Source organism: Variovorax glucosi, assembly GCF_051216695.1.
Classification (GTDB): Bacteria; Pseudomonadota; Gammaproteobacteria; order Burkholderiales; family Burkholderiaceae_C; genus Variovorax.
Map to the genome: position 1 here is coordinate 1,123,034 of NZ_JBPJZE010000002.1, position 16,121 is coordinate 1,139,154.

Annotated in this window: 16 protein-coding genes; 8 read left to right on the plus strand and 8 right to left on the minus strand. The window is 65.0% G+C overall.

The annotated features are described in order from the left end of the window. Window positions 1-98: 98 nt before the first annotated feature. From ACSFA3_RS13480 to glxR, 4 genes are read left to right on the plus strand one after another with little or no spacing between them, the layout of a single operon-like run. Complete coding sequence (locus ACSFA3_RS13480; RefSeq protein ID WP_435505947.1) at window positions 99-1,061, plus strand: Bug family tripartite tricarboxylate transporter substrate binding protein; 963 nt, start codon at window positions 99-101, stop codon at window positions 1,059-1,061. A gap of 34 nt (window positions 1,062-1,095) precedes the next feature. Beyond that, the gene (gene gudD, locus ACSFA3_RS13485; RefSeq protein ID WP_435505948.1) at window positions 1,096-2,430 is read left to right on the plus strand and encodes a glucarate dehydratase; all 1,335 of its coding nucleotides are present in this window, start codon (window positions 1,096-1,098) and stop codon (window positions 2,428-2,430) included. A 29-nt stretch (window positions 2,431-2,459) separates the two neighbouring features. Continuing rightward, window positions 2,460-3,269, plus strand: coding sequence for an HpcH/HpaI aldolase family protein (locus tag ACSFA3_RS13490; RefSeq protein WP_435505949.1), 810 nt, complete (start codon window positions 2,460-2,462; stop codon window positions 3,267-3,269). A 38-nt stretch (window positions 3,270-3,307) separates the two neighbouring features. After that, a complete protein-coding gene (glxR, locus tag ACSFA3_RS13495) occupies window positions 3,308-4,198 on the plus strand; it encodes a 2-hydroxy-3-oxopropionate reductase (protein ID WP_435506225.1) in 891 nt (296 codons plus the stop codon). 16 nt (window positions 4,199-4,214) lie between these two features. Here the strand turns inward: glxR and ACSFA3_RS13500 are convergent, their stop codons facing one another. Beyond that, window positions 4,215-4,487 (minus strand): HNH endonuclease, encoded by a 273-nt coding sequence (locus tag ACSFA3_RS13500; RefSeq protein ID WP_435505950.1) that lies wholly within the window; start codon window positions 4,485-4,487, stop codon window positions 4,215-4,217. Window positions 4,488-4,662: 175 nt separating this feature from the next. Between ACSFA3_RS13500 and ACSFA3_RS13505 the strand changes: the two genes are divergently transcribed. The 4 genes from ACSFA3_RS13505 (at window position 4,663) to ACSFA3_RS13520 (ending at window position 7,490) form a co-directional block, all read left to right on the plus strand. Beyond that, entirely contained in the window at window positions 4,663-5,025 is a 363-nt protein-coding gene (locus ACSFA3_RS13505) for a type II toxin-antitoxin system RelE/ParE family toxin (RefSeq protein WP_435506226.1), read from the plus strand. A gap of 2 nt (window positions 5,026-5,027) precedes the next feature. Continuing rightward, complete coding sequence (locus ACSFA3_RS13510) at window positions 5,028-5,348, plus strand: helix-turn-helix domain-containing protein (protein ID WP_435505951.1); 321 nt, start codon at window positions 5,028-5,030, stop codon at window positions 5,346-5,348. Window positions 5,349-5,472: 124 nt separating this feature from the next. Next, on the plus strand, window positions 5,473-6,417 hold the full coding sequence (locus tag ACSFA3_RS13515; RefSeq protein WP_435505952.1) for an NAD-dependent epimerase/dehydratase family protein: 945 nt from the start codon (window positions 5,473-5,475) through the stop codon (window positions 6,415-6,417). Further along, window positions 6,414-7,490: an ELM1/GtrOC1 family putative glycosyltransferase gene (locus ACSFA3_RS13520; protein WP_435505953.1), complete on the plus strand. Its 1,077-nt coding sequence runs from the start codon at window positions 6,414-6,416 to the stop codon at window positions 7,488-7,490. The genes ACSFA3_RS13515 and ACSFA3_RS13520 overlap by 4 nt, the downstream gene beginning before the upstream one ends. Window positions 7,491-7,503: 13 nt before the next feature. Here the strand turns inward: ACSFA3_RS13520 and ACSFA3_RS13525 are convergent, their stop codons facing one another. The 7 genes from ACSFA3_RS13525 to ACSFA3_RS13555 all read right to left on the minus strand — a co-directional run bounded on the left by ACSFA3_RS13525 (window position 7,504) and on the right by ACSFA3_RS13555 (window position 15,998). Then, a complete protein-coding gene (locus tag ACSFA3_RS13525) occupies window positions 7,504-8,388 on the minus strand; it encodes a hypothetical protein (RefSeq protein ID WP_435505954.1) in 885 nt (294 codons plus the stop codon). 20 nt (window positions 8,389-8,408) lie between these two features. Further along, entirely contained in the window at window positions 8,409-9,248 is an 840-nt protein-coding gene (locus ACSFA3_RS13530; RefSeq protein ID WP_435505955.1) for a hypothetical protein, read from the minus strand. 3 nt (window positions 9,249-9,251) lie between these two features. Further along, a complete protein-coding gene (spt, locus tag ACSFA3_RS13535) occupies window positions 9,252-10,433 on the minus strand; it encodes a serine palmitoyltransferase (RefSeq protein WP_435505956.1) in 1,182 nt (393 codons plus the stop codon). After that, window positions 10,430-10,687, minus strand: a complete 258-nt coding sequence (locus ACSFA3_RS13540) for an acyl carrier protein (RefSeq protein WP_435505957.1) — start codon at window positions 10,685-10,687, stop codon at window positions 10,430-10,432. Before ACSFA3_RS13540 ends, spt begins: the two co-directional genes overlap by 4 nt. A gap of 22 nt (window positions 10,688-10,709) precedes the next feature. Then, a complete protein-coding gene (locus ACSFA3_RS13545) occupies window positions 10,710-12,512 on the minus strand; it encodes a fatty acyl-AMP ligase (protein WP_435505958.1) in 1,803 nt (600 codons plus the stop codon). Window positions 12,513-12,682: 170 nt separating this feature from the next. Beyond that, entirely contained in the window at window positions 12,683-14,659 is a 1,977-nt protein-coding gene (locus ACSFA3_RS13550; protein WP_435505959.1) for a non-ribosomal peptide synthetase, read from the minus strand. 25 nt (window positions 14,660-14,684) lie between these two features. Continuing rightward, window positions 14,685-15,998 carry a cytochrome P450 gene (locus ACSFA3_RS13555; protein ID WP_435505960.1) on the minus strand — a complete coding sequence of 438 codons (1,314 nt, stop codon included), beginning with the start codon at window positions 15,996-15,998 and terminating at the stop codon, window positions 14,685-14,687. Window positions 15,999-16,121: the final 123 nt, after the last annotated feature.

The following is a 16,121-nucleotide window of genomic DNA, read 5'->3' on the forward strand; positions in this document are numbered from 1 at the left end:
GACTTCAGAAAAGGTAGCGCTACCATTGTCCCAATACGGTAGCGCTACCATCGCGGTTCGGCGCGTTTGTGAAAAACCGAATCAACGGAGACAAATTCATGAGGAAATTTTTTTCTGCGCTGGCGTGCGGCGTTCTGTTCGCCACCGGTGCGTTCGCCCAGACCTGGCCGACGAAGCCGGTCACGCTCGTCGTACCGTTCCCGGCAGGCGGTTCGACCGACATGGTGGCGCGCGCCATCGCGCCGCGCCTGACGAATACGCTCGGCCAGCCGTTCCTTGTCGACAACAAGGCCGGCGCCACCGGGACCATCGGCGCGACGCAGGTCAAGCGTTCGGCGCCCGACGGCACGACGTTCCTGGTGACTTCGCTCGGCCCGCTGGTGATCGCGCCGCATCTCATCAAGGGCATGCAGTACGACGCGCTGAAGGATTTCGACACCATCACCGTAGCGGTGCAGGCGCCGAACGTGCTCGTCGTCCCGGCGAATTCGCCGCACAACACGATGGCCGACGTGATCGCGTACGAGAAGAAGAACCCGGGAAAGATGACCTTCGCATCGTCGGGCAACGGCTCCAGCGATCACCTCACGGCCGAGCTTTTCTGGCAGCAGACCGGCACCACCGGCCTGCATGTTCCGTACAAGGGCGGCGCACCGGCCATTACCGATCTGCTCGGCGGCCAGGTCGAGGGCTCGTTCCAGAACGTCAATGCAGTGGTGCAGAACATCAAGGCCGGAAAGCTGAAGGCGCTGGCCGTGACGGGCGAGAAGCGTTCGCCGGTGCTGCCGGACGTGCCGACGATGGCCGAGGCCGGCGTGAAGGGCGTCGAGGTGTATTCGTGGCAGGCGATCGTCGCACCCAAGGGTTTGCCTGCTGACATCCGGGCCAGGGCGCACGACACCATGGCGGCTGCGCTGAACGACCCGGCCGTGAAGCAGCAGTTCACCGCCATCGGCCTCGAGGTGGTCGCCAATACGCCCGCTCAGTTCGCCACGTTCCAGCAACAGGAGTCCGCGCGGTGGAAGAAGGTCATCGAAACCGGAAAGATCTCGATCGACTGATCGACCCCTCAACATTCAGCTCCGAAACAATTCAATGTCCTCGTCCTCCACACCGATCGTCACCGCGCTGCGCGTGATCCCCGTCGCCGGCCGCGACAGCATGCTGCTGAACCTGAGCGGCGCGCACGGGCCGTTTTTCACCCGCAACATCCTGATCCTCACCGACAGCGCGGGCCGCACCGGCGTCGGCGAAGTGCCGGGCGGAGAGAAGATCCGCCAGACGCTCGAAGACGCGGCGCCGCTGGTCGTCGGTCAGCCGCTGGGTTCGCATCAGCGCCTGCTGCAGGAGATTCAGACCAAGTTCGCCGACCGCGACAGCGGCGGGCGCGGCCTGCAGACCTTTGATCTGCGCACGACGATCCACGCGGTGACCGCCATCGAATCGGCGCTGCTCGATCTGCTCGGCCAGCATCTGGAGGTGCCGGTGGCTGCGCTGCTCGGTGAAGGGCAGCAGCGCGAATCCGTCGAAATGCTCGGTTATCTCTTCTACGTCGGCGACAAGAAGAAGACCGATCTCTCGTACGTGACCGATGCGGACGCCGACAACGACTGGTTCCGCCTGCGCCACGAAGAAGCCATGACGCCGGAAGCCATCGTCCGCCTGGCCGAAGCCGCACGCGAGAAGTACGGTTTCAACGACTTCAAGCTCAAGGGCGGCGTGCTGCGTGGCGACGAAGAAGTCGAAGCCATCGTCGCCCTGCACGAGCGCTTTCCCACGGCCCGCGTCACACTCGACCCGAACGGCGGCTGGCTGCTGAAGGATGCGATCCGCCTGATGCGCGACATGCGCGGCGTCGTCGCCTATGCCGAAGATCCGTGCGGTGCAGAAGACGGCTTCTCCGGCCGCGAAGTGATGGCTGAATTCCGCCGCGCGACCGGCCTGCCGACAGCCACCAACATGGTCGCCACCGACTGGCGCCAGATGGTGCATGCGCTGTCGCTGCAGTCGGTCGACATTCCGCTGGCCGACCCGCATTTCTGGACCATGGCCGGCTCGGTGCGCGTGGCGCAGACCTGCCGCGACTGGGGCCTGACCTGGGGCTCCCATTCGAACAACCATTTCGACGTTTCGCTCGCCATGTTCACGCACGTCGGCGCCGCCGCGCCGGGCCGCGTCACGGCAATCGACACGCACTGGATCTGGCAGGACGGCCAGCGCCTGACCAGGGAGCCGCTGCAGATCGTCGACGGCCATGTGCAGGTGCCCAAGAAGCCGGGCCTCGGCATCGAACTGGACATGGTCGAGATCGAGAAGGCGCACCAGCTCTACAAGCAGCACGGCCTCGGTTCGCGCGATGATGCGACTGCGATGCAGGGCCTGATTCCGGGCTGGAAATTCGATCCCAAGCGGCCTGCGTTCGATCGCTGAAAAAGCAGACAAACAACAGAAAGCACCTCATGAGAAAAAACCCGCTGCGCGCGCTCTGGAAATCGGGCGGCGCTGCCGTCAACGGCTGGCTCGCGATTCCGAACGGCTTCTCGGCCGAGACGATGGCCCATCAGGGCTGGGATTCGCTGACCATCGACCTGCAGCACGGCGTCGTCGATTACCAGTCGATGATCCCGATGCTGCAGGCCATCTCGACCACCAACACCGTCCCGGTGGTTCGCGTGCCCTGGCTCGACCCGAGCGCGCTGATGAAGGCGCTGGACGCTGGCGCCTACGGGGTCATCTGCCCGATGATCAGCACGCGCGAGCAGGCCCAGCAACTGGTCGCGTACACCCACTACGCACCGCGCGGCACCCGCAGCTTCGGGCCGGTCCGCGCCACGCTCTACGGCGGTGCCGACTACGCGCAGCATGCCAACGACGAGATCGTCACCTTCGCCATGATCGAGACCGCGCAGGCGCTCGACAATCTCGACGACATCCTGTCGGTCGAGGGGCTGGACGCGGTCTACATCGGCCCTTCGGACCTGTCGCTGGCACTTGGCTGCCGTCCGGTGTTCGACGACGTCGATCCGCCGGTGCAGCAGGCCATCGACCACATCCTCGAACGCGCGAAGGCGCACGGACTCGTGGCCGGCATCCACAACGGCACGCCGGCCGGCGCGCTGAGCCGCATCAACAAAGGCTTCCAGTTCGTCACCGTGAGTTCGGACGCGCGGCTGATCGCTTCGGGCGCACAGCAGGTGCTTTCGGCCATGCGTGCCGGAACGCCAAAGCCGACGACGACTGCGGCACCCGGCGGCAGCGCGACCTACTGACCTGCCGATCCATTCACCTCCATCGAACAGGACACGACATCATGAAAATCGGATTCATCGGCCTCGGCATCATGGGTGCACCCATGGCCCTGCACCTCGTCAACGCTGGCCACGAGCTTTACTATGTCAAGCGCAGCAAGGTCAACGCGGAGATCGCGGCGACCAGCGCCGTCGCCTGCGCCACCGCGAAGGAAGTCGCAGAAAAAGCCGACGTCGTCATCCTCATGGTGCCGGACACGCCCGACGTGCAGTCGGTGCTTTTCGGCAAGGACGGCGTGGCCGAAGGCCTGACCAAGGGCAAGACCGTCATCGACATGAGCAGCATCTCGCCGATCGAGACGAAAGTCTTCGCGAAGCAGATCGCCGATCTCGGCTGCGACTACCTGGATGCGCCCGTTTCGGGCGGCGAAGTCGGTGCCAAGGCAGCAAGCCTGACCATCATGGTCGGCGGCACCGAATCGGCTTTCGCGATGGCGAAACCGCTGTTCGAGCTGATGGGCAAGAACATCACGCACGTCGGCGGCACCGGCGACGGCCAGACCACAAAGGTTGCGAACCAGATCATCGTCGCGCTCAACATCGCCGCGGTCGGCGAAGCGCTGCTGTTCGCCAGCAAGGCGGGTGCCGATCCGGCGAAGGTGCGCCAGGCGCTGATGGGGGGTTTCGCATCGAGCCGGATTCTCGAAGTGCACGGCGAACGAATGATCAAGCGGACCTTCAATCCGGGTTTCCGCATCGGTCTGCACCAGAAGGACCTGAATCTGGCGCTCGCCGGCGCAAAGGCCATCGGCGTCGCGCTACCGCAGACGGCGGGCGCTGCACAACTGATGGGCGCATGTGCTGCGAACGGCTGGGACCAGCTCGACCATTCGGCGCTGGTGAAGGCGCTGGAGCTGATGGCGAATCACGAAGTCACGCCTTCTTCCTGAACTCGCTGAAAAGCCGTCAGGGATACAGCGTCGCGCGCCGGAGCTTCTTGCAATTCTTGCCGTTCGCATTCTTGACGAACAGCCTGTCGGCCTCGGTCATCCAGCGCATGTTCTCGCGCTTGTCCTGTCCGTTGGCGCACAGCTCGACGATGTAGCCGACACGCCATCCCGGACACGTGCCCTTGATCGTGCCGTCGCTGGGGCAGGGGTTCTCCGATCGGAACGCAAGCAATTCCTCGCGGTCGCGTGGGTTCTTGGCCTGGGCGAAGAGGGGGAGTGCGGTCAGCAAGAGGCAGAGGAGCTTGGTCGATTTCATCTTCTCAGCACATTAGCACCGAATCTGGCAAAGGCAGTTCGTGCCACCATCGTGCCGAACAGTCGGAAAAAACAAGCCCACTCGTCGAGAAGGCCAAAGTAGACCAAGCAGCATTGATGAGATAAAAATATACATGAACGGATATAGTATGGGGAGGGAGTTGAGGCACGTGCTGCTCTGGGAAGGCTCTTCAAAGAAAGACTTCAAGGAGTTTCCGGTGCCGGTGCAGAAAGATCTCGGCGTTGCATTGTTCGTCGTGCAACTCGGGCGAAGGCCAGCTTCGGCAAAGCCTTGGAAAGGGCTCGGTTCCGGCGTATACGAGCTTGTCGAAGATCATCGGGGCGATACCTTCAGGGCCGTTTATGCGGTACAGGTCGGTGATGCCGTGCATGTACTGCATGCGTTCCAGAAGAAATCCAAATCCGGCATCAGTACGCCGCAGCCGGATGTGGATCTGATCGAAAAGCGGCTTAAGGCAGTGCTGGCCCGCATCGGGCGCAGCGGGAAATAACAATGCAAAAGAAGATCTTTCGCGAAGGCACGGACAACGTTCTTGCCGACCTTGGATTCGACGACGCCGAAGAGCTTTCGGCCAAAGCCTTGCTCGCGGTCAAATTAAACGATTTGATAGAAGCGCTCGGGTTGAAACAGTCAAAGGTTGCGGCGCTGACCGGCATGACGCAGCCCAAGGTGTCTCAGATTCGCCGCTACAAACTTCAGAACATTTCATTGGAACGGCTGATGCAGGCGCTTGTATCGCTTGATCAGGATGTGAAGATCGTTGTTCGGCCGGCGCGTGGGGCGCACGAAGCGGGTATCAGGGTGGCTGCCTGATGCTGCGGTCTGCACCAGCTATGGCGGTCCGAACGTCGCCTTTTGCTGTGCGCCTCCTGAATTTCCTTGCTTCCGAATGAACCTGTCTTCGCCGAATTTCGAACAAACGTCGGCCGTCCGACCCTTGGCTGCCGTCACCGGCGCCACAGGCTTCATCGGGCGCCATGCCGTCGAGGCGCTGACGCAGGCGGGCTGGCGTGTCCGGTTGCTGCTGCGGCGCGATCCTTCCGGGTCGGCCTGGCGTGCATCGAGACCCGAAGTCGTCGCCGGATCGCTGAACGACGACGCCGCTCTCGACCGATTGGTCGACGGTGCCGACGCGGTGGTTCACCTCGCCGGCCTGATCAAGGCCGCGCGGCGCGCCGAATTCTTCGAGGTCAATTGCAAAGGCGTGGAGCGACTGGCCGATGCCGTTCGTCGACGAGTCCCCGACGCCCATTTCGTGATGGTTTCCAGCCTCGCTGCCCGCGAGCCGTCGCTGTCCGATTACGCAGCCAGCAAACATGCCGGCGAACGCGCCGCGCTCGATATGCTGGGGGACCGCGTGACGGTTCTGCGACCGCCTGCGGTCTACGGCCCGGGAGACCGCGAAACCCTTCGTTTCTTTCAGGTCGCCGGCTGGCGCCGCGTGCCGCTGATGGGTTCGCCCGATGCCCGCGCCGCCCTGATCCACGTGCGCGACGTGGCCCGCCTGATTGCCGTGCTCGCCGCGGAATCGTCCAACGGCCGGGTCATGACTGCCGCCGACGACCGTCCCGAGGGCTACAGCTGGCGCGGATTGCTCGGCGCTGCTGCGGGTGCCGTCGGCAATCGCGAACCGCGTTTCGTTCAGGCACCGGCGTCGCTGTTGCGCGGCGTCGCGCTGATCGGTGACATTGCACGGCTGGCCGGTTCCGCCAGCATGCTCAACACGCAGAAGCTGCGCGAATTGCGCCATGCCGACTGGGCCGTTGCACCCGGCGAACTGGCGCGCCCGACCGGTTGGGCGCCGGAATTCGACATCGACAGCGGATTCGCCGATGCCGTTGCCTGGTATCGCGCGGCTGGCTGGTTGCCGCAGGCGCGATGAAATCCATCGACGGTGCCGCGCCGCTCTGGGTGCTGCTCGGCACGCGTCATGGCGACAACCAGCAGTTGCTCGCCATCGTCGATGCACTGGGCATCCCCTATCGATCCGTTCCGCTGCGCTTCAATGCCGCGGCCGGCCTGCCGCCCGCTTTGCTGGGTGCGAGCCGGCTCGCATGGAAGACCAAGGAGGATTTGCAGCTTGTGCCGCCGTGGCCGCGCGCCGTGCTGGCCGCCGGTCGCAAGAGTGTTTCGGCTGCGCTGTGGATCGGAAAACAGTCTGGCGGGCAGACGCGGCTGATTCATGTCAACCGGCCTTGGGCGCCGCTGTCGTGGTTCGATCTGGTCGTCACCACGCCGCAGTACGCCGTCCCGCCGCGCGCCAATGTGCTGATCAATCGCATGCCGTTCCTGTTGCCGTCGACCTTGGACGAAGTGGCGCTTCCCGCTGATTTGCATGCACGCTCGGACGCGATGCCGCGACCCTGGACGCTGGCGATGGTCGGCGGCGACAGCCGGCCGTTCGTGCTCGACGACGCTGCTGCAGCGCGCTTCGCTGAAAAGATCAACGCTGAAGTCCGCACTCACGGCGGCAGCGCCTGGGTGCTCGGCAGTCCGCGAACGCCCGCATCGGCGATGGCGATCATCGAACGCGCGCTTGAAGTGCCGTCACATGTCGTGCGCTGGGGGCAGGGCGAGAACCCGTACGCGGCATTGCGCCGGACCGCCGACCGTTTCGTCGTCACGACGGACAGCGCATCGATGGTGACCGAGGCGCTGCTCAGCGGGAAGCCGGTCGTGCCTTTCGATCTGCCGGTGCAGCCGGATTGGCGCTGGCGCGTGGCGACGGCCTGGCGCAAGGCGGCGGTGCGAGCGCCGCAGTCGATCGTCGGGCGCAGTTTCGAATGGCTGCAGGATCTGGGGCTGCTGTCGTCGGTGCGCGATCTGGATCTGATGCGCCGATCGCTGGAAGAAGCAGGTGCGTTCGACGGAACCGGCATCGCACCGGAGCTGGCGCGTCAGGAGCGCGAAATCACGCTGGCACGAATCGCTGCATTGATCGAAAAACCGCGCTAGCTGCGGCGAGCGTTCAGGCGGCTGTGCGAATGGCTCGGGCCACGCAGTCCAGCGCATCGGCACGCACATGCCCACGAGCGATTTCCGCGGTCAGCAACGCACGATCGATCGATCCGCTCTCCAGGCATTCGCCCAGCATCCGGAAGAACAACTGCTCCTGCGCCGCATCCGGATGACGCCGATAGCGCCCGGCGCCGCGCCCGGTCAGCTTGCGCAGCCAGATGCCGGCGCGCGACTTGAAGGTCGTCCCGCGCGGCGTAAAGTCGGACGGCAGACCGGTCTTCCACGGCTGCGTGCGGCGATGCGTGTTGTGCAGCAGCCGGGTTTCGGGCGTGAGCCGGTCGAAGTCGTTCCAGACGGATTCGAGCGGCGCGATGCTGCCGGCAGGTTCCAGCAGCAGCCACATCCAGTCGCGATAGTCGCGCTCGCCGCGGAACGTGCGCTCGAAGTCGGTCGACCATTGCCAGTGCCGCAGCTTGGCGCAGTCCATCAGCATCACGCTCGACGCGAAATGCAGCGGCCGGCGGAAGTCGCCTTCCATCTGGCGCGCCATCACCGCAGCGCCGCCCATGTCGCGGTCGAGCAGTTCGTTGATGTCGCCCAGCGCGAAGATGTCCGGGTCTATCAGGACGGCGCGGCCGGTGTAGTTCATCAGCTCCGGCACGGAAAAACGCAGCGGCGTGAACGACTGCAGGTCGTCGTTGCGCCAGACCGTCTGCTTGCCTTCGCGCAGGTAGCTGCGACCTTCGAACTGTGCGAACGCCGGGAAATCCGTCGTCTGGATGATATGAACGCCGAAGCGCTCCGGCGCTGCGCTGCGGCTTTGCAATGCGTGCTTCGCCACCATCGCGCCGACGATCTGCTTCGGATTGGTATGGATGAAGACGGCGTTGGGCATGGTCACTTCCATCACTGCAATTACTTCCAGTACGCTTCGTCGCGCTTCACCAGCAGGTCGCCAGCACGGCTCTTGCCTTCGGTCTTGCGGTCGCCCTTCATGTGGTCCATGAAACGGCCGAGGCGCGAATTGATGAGCACATGCGACGCCCGGGCACCGGCGCCTTCCGCGATGTCGTGGGTGCGCGCGCCGCGTGTTTCCGCCCGCTGGCGGACGATGTCGAATAGGAACGAGTCGTGGAACTCGCGCTCGGCGAACAGCAGGTCCTGGGTGTACATGGCCTCGAATTCATCCAGCAGGCGGCGGGTTTCCGGATGCCGCAGGTTGTAGACGACGAAGCCGCATTCGCTGTGGTTGGGCCGCCGCAGGCACGACACGGCACTGTCGGTCGGCGCAAGGGCAGCCAGCTCTGCCATGTCGACATCCGCGAAGAAGCGCGTGTCGGCGTCGATCCAGATCAGCGTATCGGCGTCGGTACGGCGGGCCGCGTCGAAGATGGCATAGCTCTTGTGGGCGAAGCGGACGGCGTCCCAGCGGTACGGCGCCTTGCGGCCACGCATCGGCAGCGGGATCGACAGCGAACCGATGCGCAGGCGTCGCCGGGGCTGCACCTTGCCGTGCGCACGAGGATTGCCGACGTGCCGCGCCTTGAAAGCCATCAGCGCCGGGCTTGCGGCAATCAGGTCGTGCGTTTCGAGCCGACCCGGCTCGGACGGCGGCTCGAAACCTTCGTGATAAAGCATCAGCGGAACCTCGGCCGGCCAGTGCTTGAGATAGGTCTCGACCATGATCCGGCCGTAGTCGCGGTAACCGCCCGCATGGCAGGTCGTGACGACGGCGAAGCGGCGCTCGGGGCTCATGACTCAGCCGCGCGCGGATTCCAGTGCCGCGATCACCTGCGAGATGTCGTCGTCGGTGTGTGCTGCGCTCAGGCTGATGCGCACGATGCTCAGGCCGGCCGGCGTGGCCGGAGGGATCATCAGGTTGGTGTAGATGCCGGCGTCGAGCAGCGATTGCCAGAGCGCCTGCCCCTTGAACCGGTCTTCGAAGACCAGCGCGGCTACCGGGCACGGCTCGTCGGCACCGAGGCGATATCCGAGCTTCGCGGCTTCCGCATAGAGGCGTCGCGCATGACGCCAGAGCCGTTCCCGCAGATGTTGGCCCGACAGCACCTGCTTCAGCGCCTCGCGCGTCGCCGCGATCGACGGCGGCGAAGACGAGGCGGTGAAGATGTAAGGGCGGCTGACCATGCGCACCAGTTCCAGCTCCGGATGCCGGCTCAGGCAGAACCCGCCGACGCCGCCAAGGCTCTTGGAGAACGTGCCGACGATGAAGTCGACATCGTCCAGAACGCCGAGTTCTTCCGCCAGGCCCAGTCCGCGCTCGCCGAAGATGCCGAACGAATGCGCCTCGTCGACCATCAGCCAGGCGCCGTACTTGCGCTTGATCTCGACGATTTCGCGCAGCGGCGCGCGGTCGCCGAGGGTGCTGTAGACGGCCTCGACGACGATCAGCGCTCGTTGCGCATCGGTACCCAGGCGGGCCAGGCGGCGGTCGAGGTTTTCCGGATCGTTGTGGCGGAAGCGGATCGTCGTCGCGTGGCTCATCCGGCATCCGTCGTGGATGCTGGCGTGGCTGTCGGCATCGACCAGCAGGTAGTCGCCTGTGTCCGCCAGCGCGGAAATCATGCCGAGGTTGGTCTGGTAGCCGGTCGAGAAGACCATGCAGGAAGGCCAGCCGAAGGCGTCCGCCAATTCCTGCTCCAGCGCACGGTGGCCGGCGTAGTTGCCGCTGGCCATCCGGGAGCCGGTGCTGCCGGTGCCGAGCGTTTCGATGGCGTCGATGGCGGCGGCGCGGCAGGCGGCGTCGTAGGTGAGCCCGAGGTAGTTGTTGGTGCCGGCCAGGATCATCTTCCGGCCGGCGATGGTGGCCGAGGTCGCCGAGTGCACGGCATCCATCGGCGTAGCTATCGGCACGACGCCTCCGAATTCGGCGAGGCTGGCCTTCAGCGCCCGTTGCGGCGCAAATTTTTCGAGCAGGCTCACGAAGGGCTGCCCGTCAGCTGGCCGATGCCGGCGCGCAGACCGTTGATCGTTCGTGCCTCTGCCAGGGTCTCGACCGGAATCGAAAGATCGAGGCGATCCTCGATTTCCATGACGAGATCCATCACGCCGATGGAGTCGAGATCGGCTTCCTGCATCAGGTCGGCGTCTCCGGCGAGGCCGACGGCGTTGGGGCGAATGGCGTAGAGCGCATCGCGGATCGCCTGTTCGATGGTCGCGATACTGTGTTCGGTCATGGTCGTCGCGTCGTCAATGACGTCAGTGAGGGGTCGTAAAGGCAATATCGCGCTGCTGTGAGGTCGCTGTCTCCGGGGAAGCGTCATTCGAGGCTTCCGGAGCTTCCTCCTCGCGACGCTTGAGGAAATCGTTGCGCGCCATGCTGCGCGACAGCTTGCCCGACGAAGTGCGGGGCAGCGTATGCGGCGGCACCAGTTCGATCAGGCACTGGATGCCGAACTCGGCATTGATCGCCTGCTTCAGCCTGACAGCCAGCGCGGCAAGCTTGTGCGCGTCGATCTCTCGGCACTGCACCACCAGCACGGCGGTTTCTTCGTCGTCCTGGTCTGTCACGGTGAAGGCCGATGCATCGGTCGTGCGGACTTCGGGCTGCTGCTCGGCCAGGTATTCGAGATCCTGCGGCCAGATGTTGCGGCCCTTGATGATCATCAGGTCCTTCGCGCGTCCGGTGACGTAGAGCGCGCCTTCGGCGAAGTAGCCGAGATCGCCGGTGTTGAGCCAGCCGTCGTCGGAGAGAACTTCCTGAGTGGCTTCGGGGTTGCCGAAGTAGCCGGACATCACGCTGGCGCCGCGCAGGTAGATGGTGCCGCATTGCCGATCAGGCAGCACCTTGCCGTGCCCATCGCGAATCTCCACCTCGAAACCCGGCAGCGGACGGCCGCAATCGATGAACGATTTGCCCTTGACATCCGCTTCGCCATCGACCGGCGGACGGGCTTCGCCGTCGCGCGAGAGCCTGTCGATGTCGATCAGGTCGCTGCGCGGGCCGGCGCCCACGGGCGCAAAGCTCACGGCCAGCGCGCATTCGGCCATGCCGTAGCACGGCAGGAAGGCGCGCTCGTCGAAGCCGGCGGGCGCCAGGATCTCGGCGACCTGCCGCAACGATTCCGGATGGATCATTTCCGCCCCGACGCCGGCGACGCGCCACGACGACAGGTCGAGCGCCTCGATGTCGGCAGGGCGGAGGCGGCGCGCGCACAGCGTGTAGCCGAACGGCGGGCTGAAGGAAATCGTGCAGCGATTGCGCGAGATCAGCTTGAGCCAGAGCCGTGGACGCATCGCGAATTCGCGCGTCGGCAGATAGTCGACCGAGCGCTGGGTCGCCACGCAACCGAGCACGATCCCGACCAGCCCCATGTCGTGATAGTGGGGTAGCCAGGAGCAGAAACGGTCGTCGGTGCCGAGCGCGAAGCCATGGTTGAAGATCGCATGCAGATTGGCCATGACCGCGGCCTGCGTGATCATGGTGCCGCGCGGGAAGCGGGTGCTGCCGGACGTGTACTGCAGGTAAGCCAGCGAACTCGGCGCCGGCGGGAGAGGATCGGTCTCGGCAGCTTCGAGCGCGAGGAATTCGTCCAGTGTGCCGGAAAGCGTCAGCGACAACCCTTCGCTCGCCTCTTGCAGGAAGCCGACGAAGTCGGCTGGCGCGAACGCGGCAACCGCTTCGCAATCGCGCAACAACTGGCGCAGATGGCGCACATAGGCTTCGCGGCCGCCCAGGTGCACGGCGGCCGGCAGCGGCACGGGTACCAGTCCGGCGTACTGGCATGCATAGAACATGACGGCGAAATCGGGGTGCGTGTGGGCGACGAGCGCCAGGCGCTGGCCGCGGCCCAGGGGCGCGAGATGACGCGCCACCGCGATGGCCCGCTGTCGGAGTTCGGAGTAGGGAAGGGTCGCCGTGAGGTTGTCGCGGCTGTCGTAGTAATTGAAGCCCGAGGTACCAGTCGCCGCGTAATCGAGCGCTTCGGTCAGGGTCGGGAAATCCGCGCTTCTCAGCGCAATGCCGCTGACCGTCGGCGTGTGGAGCGTCGTTCCCGTCATTGGAAACTGCTCCGTTCCTGTCCTTTTGGCATGCACCACGTCACTCTAAAAGCTTAAAAATGTAGCGCGCATGGCGCGCCAGCGCCGCCCGCCCTGTTACGGGACCGCGCGGACAGCGGTATGGAAAGTCGAACCGACTTCAAATTGTCATCGATGGTATGCACAGTCGCTCAGGCTCGCGGTGTATCCAGGAGTGTCGCCAGCTGCCCCAGCGTCGGATAGTCGAAAAGATCGGTCACTTCGATTCTCTGTGGGAATTCCCTCTCGATGGCCTCGTGGATGCGGGCCAGCGTCAGGGAGTTGAGATCGATGTCGAGCAGATTGGTTTCCGGCGTGATCTGCATGTCCGGAATAAGTCGCTCGCAGATCTGCTTCAAATGCGATGCCGTGGACATCGGCTCGCTGTCGTCCGCTACCGCAACATCTTTCGACACCAGCAGCACGTCCAACTCAGCCAGAATTGTAGCGAATTCGCCTTGTTCGAAGGACCTGGCCAAGGCGTAGCGCTGGAGCTTGCCGCTCGTGGTCTTCGGAATCGTCTGCGCAGGGACGATGCGCGCGACGTCCAGTCCGGTCTGCCGGCTGACGGCGCTCCGCAGTTCGGCGGCCTTCGGCACGAAGTCGGCGAGGTTGCCGCGATGCACGACGAACAGCGCCAGGAGCTCGGTGTCTTCGCCCGGCATCCGCACCCCGACGGCCGCCACGCGATTGGCTTCGATGCCCTGCACCTGTTGGGCGATGCGCTCCAGGTCCGCCGGGTAGAAATTCTGCCCGTTGACGATGATCAGGTCCTTGGCGCGGCCGGTGATCACCAGATGGCCGTCGATCTGCACGCCGAGGTCGCCGGTGTCGAGCCAGCCGTCGGCGGATTGCGATGCGGCGTCCTGCACGTCATCGCCTGTCGCCCGGAAATACCCGCGCGAGACGTTCTCGCCCCGGATCTGCACGTGGCCGACCGCAGTTTCGCCAACCTGTGCGCCTGCACTGTCGACGGTCCTGACCTCGGTTCCCGGCACCGCGCGACCGAGCTTCACGAACTCGACCGCGTGTGTCGAATCCTTCGGCACCACGCGCACCGGCTCGCCGATCTGCAGCGCCGTGCGGTCGAGCAGAACGGTCTCCAGCGGACTGCCCGGCTTCGGGAAGCTCACGGCCAGGCTGGCTTCGGCCAGGCCGTAGACCGGGAAAAGCGTGTTTGCTTTCAGCCCGCGCGGCGCAAGCGCGAGCGAGAAGCGCCGGCACAGTTCGGCGGAAATCGGCTCTGCGCCGTTGAAGATCAGCCGTACGGCCGACAGGTCGAGCCGTTGCGGCGGCTTGATGTCGAACTGCCGCAGATAGTGCTGGTAGCCGAAGTTGGGCGAGCAGAGCACCGTGGCGCGACGTTCGCTCGCCAGTTCGAGCCAGAGCAGCGGCCGGCGGGCGAACAGCTCGGTCCGCATGATCGCGTGGCTTGCGCCGCAGGCCAGCATGTTCAGGTGGAAGCCGATCAGCCCCATGTCGTGCGACAGCGGCATCCAGCTCAGGGCGACGTCGCGATCCGAGAAATCGGCGGCTTCGACGATCGAGGCGATGTTGGCGCCGAGATTGCGGTGCGTCAGCAGCACGCCTTTCGGCTCGCCGGTGGAGCCGGAGGAATACTGGACGAAGGCCAGATCGTCGGGTGCGGCTGCGACCGGTCTGCCGGGCGCGTCGCCGAAGTCGAGTTGGCCGGGGACCAGCGCGTTGGCGCGCAGGCGGTCGGATTCGTCGGACAGCCCGTTGGCAACCGCGAATTCATGCAGGCGGTCCAGCGACGGTGTATCTATATAGACGGTCGCCGTCTTCTGCTGGGCGAAGACGCGCAACAGCTTGCGGCGATGTTCGTCGGCAGATCCGGGTGCCAGCGGAATCGGCACGATCCCGCCCAGCACGCAGGCCCAGAACATTTCCAGGAAGTGCTCGTTGTCCCCGAGGCACAGGATCATGCGATCGCCGGGGCGCATCGACCGGCGCTGCAGCGCGCCGAGCACGCCGAGCGCTCGCTGCCGCAGTCGCTGGAAGCTGAGAACGCGCTGTTCTTTTTCGCCCTCGATCAGCGTGATCTGGCGGTCTTCGCGGGCATTGGCAGCCAGGATGGCGTCGAGGGTCTGGGGAATCTGGGGTCGCATGAACGAAACGAAGGGAACGAGAGAATTACTGGCGCGTCACGAGCCGCATCCCGAGCGGATGGCGCGTGCGCAGATTGATCTGGAACTCGGCTTCAGCTGGGACCGGTCCGACATATTGCAACCGGAAGCGCGAGGCGACCATGCTCAGGTGCGTCGCCATTTCTGCCATCGCGAACCCGGCGCCGATGCAGAAGCGCGGCCCTGCAGAAAACGGGAGGAAAGCGAAACGGTGACGCCCCGCCGCGGCTTCGGGCGTGAACCGTTCCGGCAGGAAGTCGTCCGGCCGCTCCCAGTGTTCGCCGCGATGAAGAAGGTAGGGGCAGATGAAGATGTCCGTACCGGCCGCGACGTGATGGCCGCCGAGCGTGTCGTCCTGAATGGCGCGGCGGCTGAAGAGCCAGACCGGCGGGTACAGACGCAGGGCTTCCTGCAGCACCTGCTCGACGTAGCCTGCGGCGGCCGACGGTGCGTCCGGCGCGGCCTCGTCGTCGGCCGTAACCGATGCCGCGTTGGCGGCGATGGCGTCGTGCAGCGCGGCTTCGGCTTCCGGGTGCTGGGAGAGCAGATACCAGGTCCAGTTCAGCGTGCTGGCGGTGGTTTCGTGGCCCGCGACGATCAGCGTCATCACTTCGTCGACCAGAGCACGGTCGGGCATCGGCTCGCTGCTTTCCTTGTCGCGCGCCTGCATCATCATCGAAAGCCAGTCGGACTCGACGCGCGATTCCTGACGTCGCGCTTCGATGATGGCGCGCACGAAACGCGTCAGCGCGCGAAAACGGGCCGCAAACTGGAGATCGCGCTTGCTTTCCTCGGTCAGCAGATCGAACGGACTGGTGCCCTCGGCCGCGATCATTCGGTCGAAATCGGTGCTGAACAGCGCACGCAGCACGATGTCCAGGGCCACGCTGCTGAGTTCGTGAGTGATGTCGACGGTCTCGCCGGTGTCGGCGCAGGCGGCCCATCGTTCGACGAGGCCTGCGTTGACGCGCTCCACCAGCGGCGCGAATCCGCGGTTGGCGCTGCCGAGAAATGCCGGCTGGATCATGCGACGCTGGCGTGCCCAGAGTTCGCCGTCGCTCACGATCAGTCCGTTGCCCAACAGCACGCGGACCCGTTCGAGTCCGGCGCCTTTGACGTAATTGGTGCGATTGGTAAGAAGAACGCGACGGATGTCGTCGGGGTCCTGGATGAGCAGGCCGTCGCCGGCTCGCGTGCGCGACGGCACGCGGCAGGTGTTGCCGTACTGCCTTATCAAGGCCTGCAACACAGGCAGGCTCTCATCGTTGGCGTCGAGGTCGTAGCGCTCTTCCGGGCCGGGCGCCAAGATTGCCTGTGCCATAATGCGAAATTGCCTTCGTGCTTAATTCACGATTGTCTCATGTGCAGCCGACGCGCTGCAGGGCCCGCAGTCGTTGCGAAGCCCGTGCATGACGCCAGGCCGGCCCGATCTTCCGGGGCCTCT

What these genes read in the sequence shown, in the direction of transcription:
- ACSFA3_RS13480 (WP_435505947.1), top strand. Translation starts at nt 99, where the DNA reads ATGAGGAAATTTTTTTCTGCGCTGGCGTGCGGCGTTCTGTTCGCCACC.
- gudD (WP_435505948.1), top strand. Translation starts at nt 1,096, where the DNA reads ATGTCCTCGTCCTCCACACCGATCGTCACCGCGCTGCGCGTGATCCCC.
- ACSFA3_RS13490 (WP_435505949.1), top strand. Translation starts at nt 2,460, where the DNA reads ATGAGAAAAAACCCGCTGCGCGCGCTCTGGAAATCGGGCGGCGCTGCC.
- ACSFA3_RS13505 (WP_435506226.1), top strand. Translation starts at nt 4,663, where the DNA reads ATGGGGAGGGAGTTGAGGCACGTGCTGCTCTGGGAAGGCTCTTCAAAG.
- ACSFA3_RS13510 (WP_435505951.1), top strand. Translation starts at nt 5,028, where the DNA reads ATGCAAAAGAAGATCTTTCGCGAAGGCACGGACAACGTTCTTGCCGAC.
- ACSFA3_RS13520 (WP_435505953.1), top strand. Translation starts at nt 6,414, where the DNA reads ATGAAATCCATCGACGGTGCCGCGCCGCTCTGGGTGCTGCTCGGCACG.
- ACSFA3_RS13525 (WP_435505954.1), bottom strand. Translation starts at nt 8,388, where the DNA reads ATGCCCAACGCCGTCTTCATCCATACCAATCCGAAGCAGATCGTCGGC.
- ACSFA3_RS13530 (WP_435505955.1), bottom strand. Translation starts at nt 9,248, where the DNA reads ATGAGCCCCGAGCGCCGCTTCGCCGTCGTCACGACCTGCCATGCGGGC.
- ACSFA3_RS13540 (WP_435505957.1), bottom strand. Translation starts at nt 10,687, where the DNA reads ATGACCGAACACAGTATCGCGACCATCGAACAGGCGATCCGCGATGCG.
- ACSFA3_RS13545 (WP_435505958.1), bottom strand. Translation starts at nt 12,512, where the DNA reads ATGACGGGAACGACGCTCCACACGCCGACGGTCAGCGGCATTGCGCTG.
- ACSFA3_RS13550 (WP_435505959.1), bottom strand. Translation starts at nt 14,659, where the DNA reads ATGCGACCCCAGATTCCCCAGACCCTCGACGCCATCCTGGCTGCCAAT.
- ACSFA3_RS13555 (WP_435505960.1), bottom strand. Translation starts at nt 15,998, where the DNA reads ATGGCACAGGCAATCTTGGCGCCCGGCCCGGAAGAGCGCTACGACCTC.